The organism is Rufibacter roseus (assembly GCF_001647285.1).
Taxonomy (GTDB): domain Bacteria; phylum Bacteroidota; class Bacteroidia; order Cytophagales; family Hymenobacteraceae; genus Nibribacter; species Nibribacter roseus.
Genome location: NZ_LRML01000021.1, coordinates 1 through 12,545, shown reverse-complemented (window position 1 = coordinate 12,545; position 12,545 = coordinate 1). Strand labels below are relative to the sequence as shown.

Sequence of the window (12,545 nt, the reverse complement as noted above, 5' to 3'; positions counted from 1 at the left end):
TCGCGGTAGCACTTCAACACATGATCATTACGTACTCATTTGTCCTCTTGAAAATATCTAGTAGTCAGGCTAGAATAGCCTCAATTGATTTCTCCTACAGTTCGCCACCAAGATCTTTTCAGGATGACAGAGCGAAGGAGTAAAACTGTTTCAAACTAAGACATAAAACTGTTTTTGAGCTCTTTTCTTAAAATCAAGCCAAAAACAGCAACCGCACTACAGCAAGGACTTCATAGGCCACACCCGGTAAACTTCGCCTTTATTGTATTCGCTTTGCTCCGGTGGTAGCTCCAGAAAAGCGTCTGCTTCTATTAAGTTGGCAAAATCGCCGGAACCGTTGCCTTCAAAGGGAGTGGCCAATAGTTGCCCCTGTTCATTGAAATGCAACTGCACTTGCACAAAGTAGCAAAGCTGCGGTTTAAACGAAATGTCTTGAGCCAAAGAGGCAAAAAGCTTTGGCTTTTCTGGCAAACCTAAGGAAGCGTGCAACCAAGGCAAACAGTAACGGTGCAGGCAGAGAAATGTAGAGACCGGATTACCCGGCAGGGCAAAAACCACTGTTTGTTGGCCATACGTCCCGAACCAAAAGGGTTTCCCCGGCTTTTGCTGCACCTTGTGAAAACGCTTCTGCACCACCAACTCCTCCAGTACCTGCGGCACAAAGTCAAACTTACCCGCCGAGATGCCCCCGCTCAAAATGACTACTTCATATTGCTGCAGGCACTGCCGCAACTCTTCTCTGGTGGCCGCAATATCATCTGGCAGATGGAGCATGTCTGCTTTTATTTGAAACTGTTGCAACGCCGCCTTGACCATATAACTGTTGGAGCGCCTGATTTGGTAAGGCAGCGGGGTTTGTTCTACGTCCACCAGTTCATCGCCCGTAGAAATCACCACTACCTTGGGCAGCTTTTTCACCCGCAGTTGGGTCTCTCCTACCGCAGCAGCCATGCTCACCACCGCGGGTGTTACAACTTGTGCCGCAGCCACTACCACTTCCCCCTGCTTCTTATCCTGCCCCTGCCGGTGAAGGTTCTGGCCAGCATGTACATTTTCAGTCAACACGGTGGCTATGCCATTCTGTATCTCCAGGTCTTCATATCGAATAACGGTATCTACAGAAGGTGGCAAGGCAGCACCGGTCATAATTTCAATGCAATCTTGCAGTTGTTGTACCTCCAATGGTGCACCTCCAGCCGCCTGGGTGCCAACTATTTTAAAACGTTGAGTACCCTGCGCTATGGCCTCATACTTAACGGCAATGCCATCCATTGCCACGCGGTTGAAGGGAGGAAGGTCGCGGTCAGTTTTCAGGTCTTCGGCCAGCACTCGCCTAAGGGCTTGCTCAAAAGGCAGTTCTTCTATTCCGAAATCTCTGGTTTGTGCCCGTATGATAGCCTCCGCTTCCTGAACTGTTACCATATTTTTTGGTGAGATGCATGTTATGTACTTATAGAAGCAGATTTAATTTTTGTCACTAATGACAGTATCTGCTTCTACCATTTGGTATTTTGTTTTCAGGCTGATTTCAGAAAAGTAGCTCCAAAACGCGGGTAACAGAATATAACATTAACTACCCGCCAATAGTGGCCATGGAAGCGTGTTGACCAGTGGCGGCTACTTTCTCTGCCCCCCAGCCGTCTTTCTCTTTTTTCAGAATGGCATCTGTAAGAGCTGCCTCTAGTTCAGGTTCTCCATAACCAGACCGCATTAAATCTTTGACGTTCAAAACGCCGCCACCGTACAGGCATGTATGTACGGAGCCTTGCGGGGTAAGTCTTATGCGGTTACAGGTGCCACAGAAAGAGCGGGTGTAGGCGGCAATAATTCCCACTGTTCCTTTATGCCCAGCTATGCCGTAGTTGTAGGCGGTGGCGTTGGCAGGATCTGGTAGTTTTTGCAGGTTCGGGTATTTCTCTTTAATGGTTTCCAATATTTTGAAATGGTCCCACGCAAGGCCGCTGAAGTCATTACCGCCTCCGTTAAAAGGCATTTCCTCAATAAAGCGCACGCTTACGGGCAAGTCTCTGGTGAGCTCTACGAGCGGAAGAATATCCTGGGTGTTTTTTCCTTCCATCACCACCGCGTTAATCTTTACGTCCATATCATACCGGAGCAAAGTATCTAAGGTATCCAGCACGCGGGGCAGTTCATCACGGCGCGTGATGGCAAAGAATCGGTTTTGGTCTAGGGTATCTACACTTAGGTTGATGGAGGAGATGCCCAGCTTTTTGAGGTCAGGCACCAGCGGTGCGGTCAGTATGCCGTTGGTGGTCAGGGAGATTTGCTGCAGACCAGGCAGCGCCGACAAGGAAGCCAGAAACTGCATGATGTCTTTCCGCACAAATGGCTCGCCCCCGGTAATGCGTATTTTTTCAATGCCCATCTTCACCAGCAAAGAACTGATCCGGAGCATTTCTGCATAGCTCATCAATTCCTTGCGGCTCAGCCAGTCGTTGCCCTGCTCTGGCATACAATAAAAGCAGCGCAGGTTGCACCGGTCCGTGACGGCCAGCCGCAGGTAATTAATCTTTCTTCCGTGGGAGTCAATCAGCACGTGCAATCACTATGGTTAAAATCAAATTTAGTCATTTTTGGCTTGGCCACCATTCTCATCGCCAGTTAATGAGTAAGTCAGCCACAAAGTACTTGTATTTTACTTTACTCACTTTTTGCAATAACAGATGGATCTTGGGCTAGGGAAAACATTTATCTGCTCTGCAGCCGGAAGATCACGTCACTTAATGTCACTTCTACTGGCACCTGAATGGGTAAGTTGTTCCCGGTTTCTGCATACGTATTATTACCGCCGCGCGGGTACCGAAAGGTGCACAAACCTGGGTTCAGGTACATTTACGGCAAAAAACCGCTCCAACTGCTACATGTTTTTGGGGTGTTTTATAAAAAACAGGCCCAAACCAGAAAGGGTTAATCTGTCTCTCAGGCTGCTGACACACCAGCTATATAAATGGCATTACCATACAAGCAAAAAGCCTACTGCCGCAGTTGCAGCAGTAGGCCTTATTGATAATTAAAACCTAAAATTGCTTACTTATTCTTCGCATTCAAAATGGCCCCATACAAAACCGGGCTGAAGAACCTGAGGTTTTCAAGTATGCAGGTCATGCCGAAAAACTTCTGCGGATCTATTTCTTCGTGTTCAGCCATGGCTTCTAACACAGCATCCAGGGCTGCGGTATAGTTCGCATCAAATTCTTCTTCTGTCATTCCTATGCTGCGTTTAGTTTATCCCTTCTTACGTGTGCCAATATAACAACCTGTTGGTGGTCATAATTCATTCCATCGCCTGCTTCTTCTGCTATATGTTCCTCTGCCTCAGAACATTTTCTGCCGCTGATAACCCGCTATACACGGCACCGTCCATGTAGCCGCCAAAAACCGGTGATGTTTCAGTGCCCGATAAAAAGAGCTTGCCGTTCATGAGCGGTTGCGCATAGATAGGGTGGCCATTGTACTGGTGTGGCGATACGTAGGATTTATATTCAGCGTACGAAAAGGGTTCCTTTATCCAGGGCTTGTCTGTGTACGAGACATGGGCAGCCGCCTCAGGCCCAAACAGCTTTATGAGTTGCTGCAGTACGGCCTGTTCACGTTCTTCCCTATTTAGGGCAGCGGCCCCTGCAGAGAGAAATCCTTTCAGGGCATACTTGGTGTTTTCAAAGTTACAGTGGTCGTACATTTCCTGAATGGGGCCTACGTGGCTGAAGACTGAGCCCGAGTAGCCTTTCTGCCGCCAGAACGGAGAAGCATATTCCACCGCAAATTTAACGGACTCGCCCATCCAGGTATGTGTTTGCTGCATGACCTTTAGCACCCCCTCAGGAAGAGCCGGTTCAAAAGCTAGCTTCTGTGAAACCAGATACGGCGGAACCGTTACCACCACCTGCCGACTTTTGAAAGATTGCCCGGTCTGGCAGGTAACCTCTACCAGGTCACCCTGCTCGGTAATGTTACTTACTGCGGAACTTAGCACTACCTTCTCTTTACCCACTTTAGAAAGCAGAGCCTCTATGAGTTGTGATGTACCGCCGGCTACCCGCAAAGAGGCCTCCTCTGTGTCAGGCACCTGGAACAGCTGAACTTCTTCTGCCGGATGCGTTTCAAACACTCCTATTCCTTTCTGAAACTGGTGAAAATGCGGCACCTCCAGCTCTTGTAGCAGTTGCATGAAGTAACGGTGCTTATCGGCAAACCAGGTAGCGCCCATTTCAACCGGCGTGGCATTGCCCTTGGCTTCAACGGTATGTATTCGGCCCCCAACCCGATCCCGTGCCTCCAGCAGTAAGGCTTCTATTCCTTTTTTCTGCAAGTAATAAGCGGTAGCCAGACCACTTAAACCCGCTCCTACTATAATCACGTCTGCCACACCCGGCACATTTTCCACTTCCATTTCTACCACAGCAAAACTATTCTACTGACTCAACTAAGGCAGCAGCTTTCTTCTCAATCTCAGCCAGTAACTCTTCTAAGTCTTGTTCCTGGGTTAAGGGGTTCATGATAGAAGTGCGCAGGAAGAGCTCGCCGTTCAAAATAGTCTGCACCAGATAGAACCTGCCGTCTTCCAGTAGCTGTCTTCTTATTTCTTTGTTCAACCCACTGGCATCTTCCGCCGCTTTGTACCGGAAGCAGACAATGTTGCATTGCGGCTCAGTGGCCAGTTCAAAATGAGGATTTGTTTTGATGCGGGCGGCAAATGAAGTGGCCATGCCGTACAGCCGCTCAATGTTCTCCTGAAAAATAGCCTCGCCGTAGGTTCTGAAGACGGTATAGATATTTAGCACCGACATAGCTTTGGTGCACTCAAAGCTTCGCTTGCCGCCGTTGTACCATTCTTCGGTTTCCTGCTCTGACCACAGGTACTGGGCCCGCTGCGAAAAAGTGCGGTAGGCGTCGGCGCCACGTTTAAAAATTAAGGCAGTAGACAGAGAAGGCACCAGCATCATTTTGTGGTAGTCTACCACCACTGAATCGGCCTGCTCAATGCCTTTTACCAGATGCCGGTATTGTGGTGAAAAAGCAGAGGGCGCTCCGTGGGCACCGTCTACGTGAAACCACAGGTTATGCCGCTGGCTGAACTCCGCAATGGCCTGCAGATCGTCAAAAGAACCCGTGGAAGTGGTACTGGCGCAACCCACCACGCAAATGACCTGCTTGCCTGCCGCAGTCGCTTTTCTGTAGTAAGACTCCAGCAGGTCGGTGCGCATCTGAAACTTATTATTCACGGGCACTTTTATGATGCCCTCAGCTCCAAAGCCCAAAATACGGGCGGCGCGGTCTATGCAATAATGCGCTTCTTCAGACACCAGCACCGCCAGTTTCTGATCTGGTTCAAAGCCTTTGTTCCACACTTGGGTGGCGGCGGCGCGGGCAGCCAATAGAGCGGTTAAATTTCCCAAAGAACCACCCGACGTCACAAACCCGGAAGCCTCTGCGGTAAATCCTAATTTCTGGGCCAGGTGCTCGGTCATTACTTTCTCCAGGGTGTTGCCCACCATGCCCATTTCATACACGCCCATCCCCTGATTCAGGGCAGCCACTACGGCCGAGGAAAGAATGGAAACGGGTACAGCCGGAGTAGTCTGGTGACCTACAAAACGCTTCTTGTTTACCTGAACAGAGCGGGCCATTACGTCTTTGAAAAGATCAAGCGGAGAAACCGCAGGTTTCTGCAGATCTTGCTGCCAATACTCCAACTGCTGCTGAGGATCTTGCCAGGGCATAACGTGTATATCTTTCTGGTCTGAAGTGGCATCTGTCAGAAAATCTGCCAGCATTTCCACTAGTTCGTGCCCCTGACGGCGAAAGTCTTCTGTTGAAAACGCCTTGTCCAATATATTCTCCATCTAATGATATCCTTCTGTTTCTGCAAAGGTCGGGGCTTGGTGCTCAGAAAACAAAAAAGCAGGCTATCCTTCAAGATAGCTGACTACTAAGTTTTATAAACAGACAGTGAAGCATGAACATGTTTAAATGTCGGCTCTTGTTATGGCCATTTTCGCGTATGAGCCCATACCTTAAACAAGCCCAAAGCTAAAGAGAGATATTTCTGCTTTCCTTACACATGGTAGTGAAACAGCGTCACTTCTGACCTGGCACCAAACCTGAATGGCAAACGTGATGTACCGAAGCCTTTGGAAAGGTACAGGAACGGAGGCTCTACGTTGTACCATCCCTCCACATAGTCACCTGACTTCTCTGGTAAAACGGGCACGTACCCCGGCAACCGCACCTGACCGCCATGGTTATGCCCCGCGAAAACGAAACGGATGTTCAGTTTCTCGGCCTCTCGCCTATTCTGGTTCAGGCGTTTCATGGTGTCAATGGCTTTCTCTTGCTGCAAGGGGCTGTGAATCAACAGCAGATGATGCTCTTCTTTGCCAACGCCCTCCACTGCCTTTGAAAACCGGCTCTCCCCTTCCAACATATCATCTAAGCCCGTGACCACTACTCTGGTGCCGGCTACCTGAAACGCTGCCGTTTCATTTACCAGCAAACGGCAGTTGTGCTGCGCATACACCTTTTGTAGTGCAGACAAGCTGTCTTTGGCCAGGTAATCGTGGTTGCCCAGTATGGCTGCCTTTTGCACGTGGTGGGGCAACATACCCAGAAACTGGTCTGCCACCGCGGCTTTACCGGAGGAATCTAAGGTGTCGCCGGCAATCAGGATCAGGTCTGGCTGAAGCTGTTTTAGTTTTGAAGCCAACCTTTTGTGGTATGGGTATAGTCGGTTCTTTAAATGCAAATCGGTGAGCAAGACCAGCTTCAGTTTTCTAGCACTGCTCAGGTTACCAATATGATGCGTTTTAAGGTCAAAGAAATACTTCTCTAAAAACAGGGCATCCAGCAAAACCGCCGCTGCGCCAAATGCCAGCGCCCCTGCCCCCCACGTAAAATATTTATTGTTCATGTCTGAATTTTGTAAAGCCTGCTGGCTAGGCGGCTAATCTTTGATTACCTGTTTACCTTAATAGGGCTGACAGGTTCTCTGCGGCAACTTATTTCTTCCTCCGCCTCAGGAATTGGCCATGTACTGCTGCCAGTTTACAATCAGCATTTTGCCGTCTTCCAGCAGCCTGTAGCCATAGTCATAGCAGAAGTAGTAGGTATTGCCATTCTTGGCCTGGTACAAATGCGTGAAATAATTGAAACTGAAACCGCTGAGCTCCAGCACTTGCCGCCGCACGGTGGTTTTGCCCTGTGGGCTGGCTTTTCTGAGCAGTTGGCGGTTTCGGCGCAAGAGCGTGTTTATTTCGAGTATCCAACGCTCGCCTTGCTCTGTTAGCTTACGTACGTGGGCGGCCGTGGCCCGACATTGGTCTGAGCAGTACTTTTTGTCTGCTCTACCGGTCATGGTTTTCTTGCAATGAAGGCAAGTTTTTCCCTTTTCTGCCATAATGCGCCCCCGTCATTATCCGTAAGGTTTACGTATATTTACGTAACTATACGTATAATTTACGGCTAGGGCTTGGCTGCTGGTTACTTTTAAGCCATGAAAGAACTGATAGCCAGCACCCAAGCCGTTGTTTACCTGAATCCTCTGGAGCACGAGGGCCGCCAGTACATCCGCGTCTGGCACAAACCAAACCCGTTTATTGTCAAGCGCCTGAAAGAAGCGGCCTGGATAAAGTACAGCAAAACGTACAAGTGCTTTGTCATGCACCACACCGCACAGGCCATAGAGCTCACTTTCGGCCATTTTCAGAACCTGGCACAGGTGAACACCCGCTACCTGCACCGCCCTAAACGTCTGAAGCCTTCCGGCAGCACCCCGGTACTGTCGGGGACCCTGCTGTATGACCCGCTTCCCCGCCCAAGCTCATTGCCTGTCCTTCGTCTGCAGCCCTTGCAACTGGCCGACGGCACCACCGTTGTAGGGGTTACCTTCAAATACAACGATGCACTTTATAAGCATCTGAAAAACAGCGGGTCCACCACCTGGAACAAGGAAGTAAAATGCTTTACCGTAAGCATTGGCGCCCACTCCATACATGCGTTACTACGTGATGTGGATGGGGTGGCCTGGCTTTGGCTTAGTCAGGAGCTGCAGGTGAAGGATGTTACCCTACTGCGCCAACTGTGGGAACAGAGCTATGGCAAAAGCCTTGCCTACATCAGCTGCCCGCTTCCTTACCTGGAGAAGCTGTTCCTGCTCAATTACAGCATGAACACCATCAGGACCTACCACAGTCTGCTGGTCCGGTTCCTGAACGCGCACAGCCAGAAAGGTCTGGAAGCCATTTCGCTTTTTCGGGAAGAAGACATCAATGCCTATCACCGTACAATGGTGCAGGCAGGCACCTACTCTTGCTCGTTCGTTAACCAAAGCATTAACGCGGTGAAGTTTTACTACCAACGCGTTTTGGGCAGACATGAAGTGAACCTGAACAACGTGGAGCGCCCTGAAAAACCTGAAAGATTGCCCCTGGTGCTCAGCAAGCAAGATGTGGCTAAGATATTGGCTGCCACAGACAACCTTAAGCACCGTTGCATGCTACAACTGCTGTACGCCGGTGGCTTACGAATTGGAGAGGTAATTAATCTAAAAATAACGGATGTGCAGTCTGCCCGCAACTTATTATTGATCAGGGGCGGAAAGGGGAAGAAAGACCGGACTACCCTCCTCTCGCAGAAGCTGCTGGAAAACCTGCGAACGTACTTCAAACAATACAGGCCTAAGGAATGGCTATTTGAAGGCCAATACGGCGGCCAGTACGCGGTGCAAAGCATACGAAAGGTTTTCAATGCCGCTGTTTTGAAGGCCAGGATACAAATAAAGGCCACCCCTCATACCCTTCGCCATTCATTTGCTACCCATTTATTAGAGCAGGGCACAGATTTGCGGTACATTCAGACTCTTTTAGGGCACAGAAACAGCAAAACCACAGAGATTTACACCCACGTTACCACCTATGCTTTAGATAAAATTGTGAGTCCGCTTGATAAACTTCTTTAAAATTGTAGTTTTACATACAATAAAGTGGAGATGGAAAGTTTTTTTTTGCAAAGCGCAAAGGTAAAAATCATTAGGCAAAGCTTATTCTGCCTACAGATATAGTGCCGATAAGTATACCTGGTGTTTTTATACAATAGTTGTGCTACATTAACATGAAAATACTAACCATCTTATCAATCATCCTTTTACCTATGAGTGTATTCGGTCAGGAAAGTCCTTACGGAAAGCATGTAAAGATTGATGAAAGAGGAAATATAATTGAACGTGTTGCCTTTATGCCAAAAGGAGAAATTGCCATAAGGTACTTTAGTAAATATGATTCACTCAACAGATTGGTAGAGACCTTTCAAACCCAAGCAAACTCAATAGAAAAAGAGTGGATAAACACATTTGAGTATAATGACAAGAATCAATTAATAAGGCGGAACTGGTACCCCACTGAAAAAATGATTTTGTATGGATACGAGACTTATAAGTACGGCGCTCACGGCAAGAAAATAGAACTTCTAAAATATAACTCAGACGGATTGCTATTTAAAGAAAGTTGGAAATACGACAAGGACGGAACGCTAAGGGTATATAAGAAGAAATATTTTCAATATGGAGGCCCAGAAGAATTGACTAGTTTAAAATAACGTAGCACAACACTGCATAAACGTCAGCATCGGCCGACGGCCTCCGCCGCCGCTTACACGAGACCGTTAGCAGAAGTTTAAATGATGACCAAACTTGACCTAAAGGCATTTCAAATTCATCTACCAGACGGAGATAGAAAATCATTTTTAATTTATGGAGACTTCAGAGAGTATTTAGGTGTAAGGCATCAGGCTGACGCAGTTAAAAAAATTAAGAAATCAATCAAAGACTTGACTTTGAAACCACAGCCTACCTTTTATTATGAAGAAACGGTTTGTGGAATACAGACGAAAAGTCCAGAGACGATTTATAAAATAACTCAGCAATTAAAAAGACTTGATTTAAATGGAGGTTTAGATTCGCTCAGCGAAGCCTATCTGGAAGACCTACACAAACAATTGGTTAGTTGGAAGGCTCCTAAACCTCAAAAATGGAAAGTCGGTGATATTTTCTCTTTAGAACTCCAAGATAAGTCATATGCATTCGGACAAATTATAGGAGCCCATCCTACGGTTGCATTATTTGATTACAAAAGCGAAGTTGACCAAATATCATTTAAGGACCTAATTGATAAACAAATCGTCACAATCCTTCATGTAACCTCAAATAGTTTAAGCAATTGGACTTGGAAAATAAAAGAAAATGGGGAGTTACTGGTAAACAAAAACACAGGACCTACTGGTTCTGACTCATATCAAGTCGGACAGAGGTCTTTTTCTGCAAATGCTTTAAACTCAGTGGCGAATTACCATTGGTTTAGAACATGCAATTGGACTAATGAAAATGACTTACAGGAGTTATTAGCTATAAAATAAACTTCTGCTAACATGGTGTAAACATCATGCTTCGGCCGACGGCCTAGCACATTGTTTACACGAGGCCGTTGGGTGCAATAATGATAAAAATAAAATTTAGTAACGTGAACACAAGTTGGCAAGGAGTAGAGTCATTAACCACATCAAGAAGAAAGCCTTTACTTTGGGCGGTAATTTCATTTGTAGTCTATTTCGCTTCAGTAGTAGCAGGCTCTATAATTCAAAAAGCCTTAGGGCTAAACTTTCAGATGGGATGGGGGCAACAAATAATAAGTATTATAGTTGTTTTAATCTTTGCAAGCTTTTTCAAAAAGCCTAAGGAATTATTGGGGCTATCTGTACCTCGAAATAATAGTTGGCTTTTATTGTCTATACTCACAGCATTCTTTGTGATAACTGTTTCTGTAATTGCGAGAATGATTGGAAATGAACCAGCTGAACTCAACAGCCTAGAATATTATCTTTATGAAGCCACCATGCCAGGACTTGGTGAAGAACTCGGGTTGAGAGGTTTGGTTTTTGGTTTCATGCTATATTTTGCGAAGCAACATAATATCTCAAGCAAAGGGATATGGCTATTGATAATTATACAAGCTTTACCTTTTGGCATCCTGCATATTTTTCAATCATCTGGAACAGAAGCAATTTTAATTTTTACATATACCTCAATTGCCGCAATAGCTTTAGCATGGCTAAGGGCCAGAACAGGCTCTTTACTTCCTTGTATTATTGCTCATAATATTGTCAATGCTTTTGGCAGTTTAATCTACTATTTGATAATGAAATAAAAATTACTGCACCCAACATTGTATAAAAATCATACTACGGCCGACGGCCTAGCACGTTTTTTATACTAGCCGTTGGTGGTAATAAATAACATAAAATATTATGGGAAATAGACAAACAATGAATTTATAACCGACAAGCTATTTCCCATATCTATAATGAAAAAGATATTCCTTACTATAGTTCTTCTGCATTTATATACATTCTCTTTCGGTTGCATGTGTACTAAAGCTCCTGAAACCGCCTTGGAAGACTGGGAGAAAAGTGATTTGATACTTGTTGGAAAAGCAACTGAAATAATCAAAAACTCAAGGTTATTCGACAAAGATGGACAGCAATTAAAAATCATCAACTTCCAGATATTAGAGGGTTTTAAAAATATCGAGAAAGGGCAGAGAATTATTTCTTTTGACTATTCAGACAATTCCTGTCAGTATTCTTTTGAGGTCGGTAAAACATATGTGATTTACGGACACCAAATGCCCTCGGGATTGGCATTTACAAATTCTTGCACAAACACCAGGAACCTTGCCGATAACTTCTCACAACTACCAGCGATAAAAGAGCTAAGGGAAATTTCTAAAGAAAGGGACGTCAAGCAGCCGAAGACAGAAGTTTTCGCGATGATTGAAACTACAACATTAGAAAGGCTGGAAAGAGATGGCAGCGACCTTTCAGACTTAAAAGATAGAACTAAGTATTTATATTATGCTCTTGGCGTCTCAATATTTCTTAACTTAATTTTAAGTGTGTTGGCCTATAAAAAGAGAAAAATTACTACCACCAACAACGTGTAAACGCCACCATCGGCCGATGGCCTCCGCCGCCGTTTACACAAGTACGTTAGGGCACATAAGTAAGAAATAAAAATACTAAAGAATGTATTCAGCTCAAGAAAGAACAAGGCACATCTGGATAATTATAGTATTAATTGTTTTGAACATCGGACTTGTAAGGATATTCGGTGGCGACGCTAAAAATTTGATGGGAGAACATGTCGATTCCAATAGCGGACAGATGATTAGAGCGATTCTTATTACAATGCTTATAAGCATACCGATAATCGGATTTATTATTGGCGGACTTGTCGCATTGATTCCTTACAAAGGACTTAAATACAAGAACAAATATCTAAGAGCTTCTTTATTAACCATTATAACAATTAACATTATAATATTTGCTACAAGATTAATCGGTTTTTTTGCATAGAGGAGAAATTTAAAAAATTACGTGCCCTAACATGAACTCTGTTAAAAGTCAAGGGAATTAGGCGGGAATTCTGTTAAAATCCGGTTGGTAGGGAACGCCGGAATTTACAATGGCAAAAGCCTGCT

Annotated in this window: 14 protein-coding genes; 6 read left to right on the top strand and 8 right to left on the bottom strand. The window is 45.7% G+C overall.

All coding sequences use genetic code 11. From position 1 onward, the window contains the following. Positions 1 to 216 precede the first annotated feature (216 nt). The 8 genes from A8O23_RS19865 to A8O23_RS19835 form a co-directional block, all read right to left on the bottom strand. Positions 217 to 1,422, bottom strand: coding sequence for a molybdopterin molybdotransferase MoeA (locus tag A8O23_RS19865; protein ID WP_066625449.1), 1,206 nt, complete (start codon positions 1,420 to 1,422; stop codon positions 217 to 219). A gap of 151 nt (positions 1,423 to 1,573) precedes the next feature. Then, positions 1,574 to 2,557 carry a GTP 3',8-cyclase MoaA gene (moaA, locus tag A8O23_RS19860; RefSeq protein ID WP_066625544.1) on the bottom strand — a complete coding sequence of 328 codons (984 nt, stop codon included), beginning with the start codon at positions 2,555 to 2,557 and terminating at the stop codon, positions 1,574 to 1,576. A 152-nt stretch (positions 2,558 to 2,709) separates the two neighbouring features. Beyond that, positions 2,710 to 2,853, bottom strand: a complete 144-nt coding sequence (locus tag A8O23_RS21665; protein WP_161486772.1) for a hypothetical protein — start codon at positions 2,851 to 2,853, stop codon at positions 2,710 to 2,712. 195 nt (positions 2,854 to 3,048) lie between these two features. Continuing rightward, on the bottom strand, positions 3,049 to 3,228 hold the full coding sequence (locus tag A8O23_RS19855; RefSeq protein ID WP_066625447.1) for a hypothetical protein: 180 nt from the start codon (positions 3,226 to 3,228) through the stop codon (positions 3,049 to 3,051). Positions 3,229 to 3,319: 91 nt separating this feature from the next. After that, positions 3,320 to 4,411: a flavin monoamine oxidase family protein gene (locus A8O23_RS19850; RefSeq protein WP_066625444.1), complete on the bottom strand. Its 1,092-nt coding sequence runs from the start codon at positions 4,409 to 4,411 to the stop codon at positions 3,320 to 3,322. A 16-nt stretch (positions 4,412 to 4,427) separates the two neighbouring features. Continuing rightward, entirely contained in the window at positions 4,428 to 5,864 is a 1,437-nt protein-coding gene (locus tag A8O23_RS19845) for a pyridoxal phosphate-dependent decarboxylase family protein (protein ID WP_066625441.1), read from the bottom strand. 212 nt (positions 5,865 to 6,076) lie between these two features. Continuing rightward, positions 6,077 to 6,928, bottom strand: a complete 852-nt coding sequence (locus tag A8O23_RS19840; protein ID WP_066625439.1) for a metallophosphoesterase — start codon at positions 6,926 to 6,928, stop codon at positions 6,077 to 6,079. A 105-nt stretch (positions 6,929 to 7,033) separates the two neighbouring features. Continuing rightward, on the bottom strand, positions 7,034 to 7,372 hold the full coding sequence (locus tag A8O23_RS19835) for a hypothetical protein (protein WP_153042300.1): 339 nt from the start codon (positions 7,370 to 7,372) through the stop codon (positions 7,034 to 7,036). A gap of 138 nt (positions 7,373 to 7,510) precedes the next feature. Between A8O23_RS19835 and A8O23_RS19830 the strand changes: the two genes are divergently transcribed. The 6 genes from A8O23_RS19830 (at position 7,511) to A8O23_RS19805 (ending at position 12,420) form a co-directional block, all read left to right on the top strand. Beyond that, positions 7,511 to 8,974: a tyrosine-type recombinase/integrase gene (locus A8O23_RS19830; protein ID WP_066625423.1), complete on the top strand. Its 1,464-nt coding sequence runs from the start codon at positions 7,511 to 7,513 to the stop codon at positions 8,972 to 8,974. Positions 8,975 to 9,126: 152 nt separating this feature from the next. Beyond that, positions 9,127 to 9,609 (top strand): hypothetical protein, encoded by a 483-nt coding sequence (locus A8O23_RS19825; RefSeq protein WP_066625420.1) that lies wholly within the window; start codon positions 9,127 to 9,129, stop codon positions 9,607 to 9,609. Positions 9,610 to 9,690: 81 nt separating this feature from the next. Then, entirely contained in the window at positions 9,691 to 10,425 is a 735-nt protein-coding gene (locus tag A8O23_RS19820; RefSeq protein WP_066625417.1) for an Imm26 family immunity protein, read from the top strand. A gap of 80 nt (positions 10,426 to 10,505) precedes the next feature. Further along, positions 10,506 to 11,213 (top strand): CPBP family intramembrane glutamic endopeptidase, encoded by a 708-nt coding sequence (locus A8O23_RS19815; protein ID WP_066625414.1) that lies wholly within the window; start codon positions 10,506 to 10,508, stop codon positions 11,211 to 11,213. A gap of 156 nt (positions 11,214 to 11,369) precedes the next feature. Beyond that, positions 11,370 to 12,008 (top strand): hypothetical protein, encoded by a 639-nt coding sequence (locus A8O23_RS19810; RefSeq protein ID WP_153042299.1) that lies wholly within the window; start codon positions 11,370 to 11,372, stop codon positions 12,006 to 12,008. 82 nt (positions 12,009 to 12,090) lie between these two features. Beyond that, positions 12,091 to 12,420, top strand: a complete 330-nt coding sequence (locus A8O23_RS19805; protein WP_066625395.1) for a hypothetical protein — start codon at positions 12,091 to 12,093, stop codon at positions 12,418 to 12,420. The last annotated feature ends 125 nt before the right edge of the window (positions 12,421 to 12,545 follow it).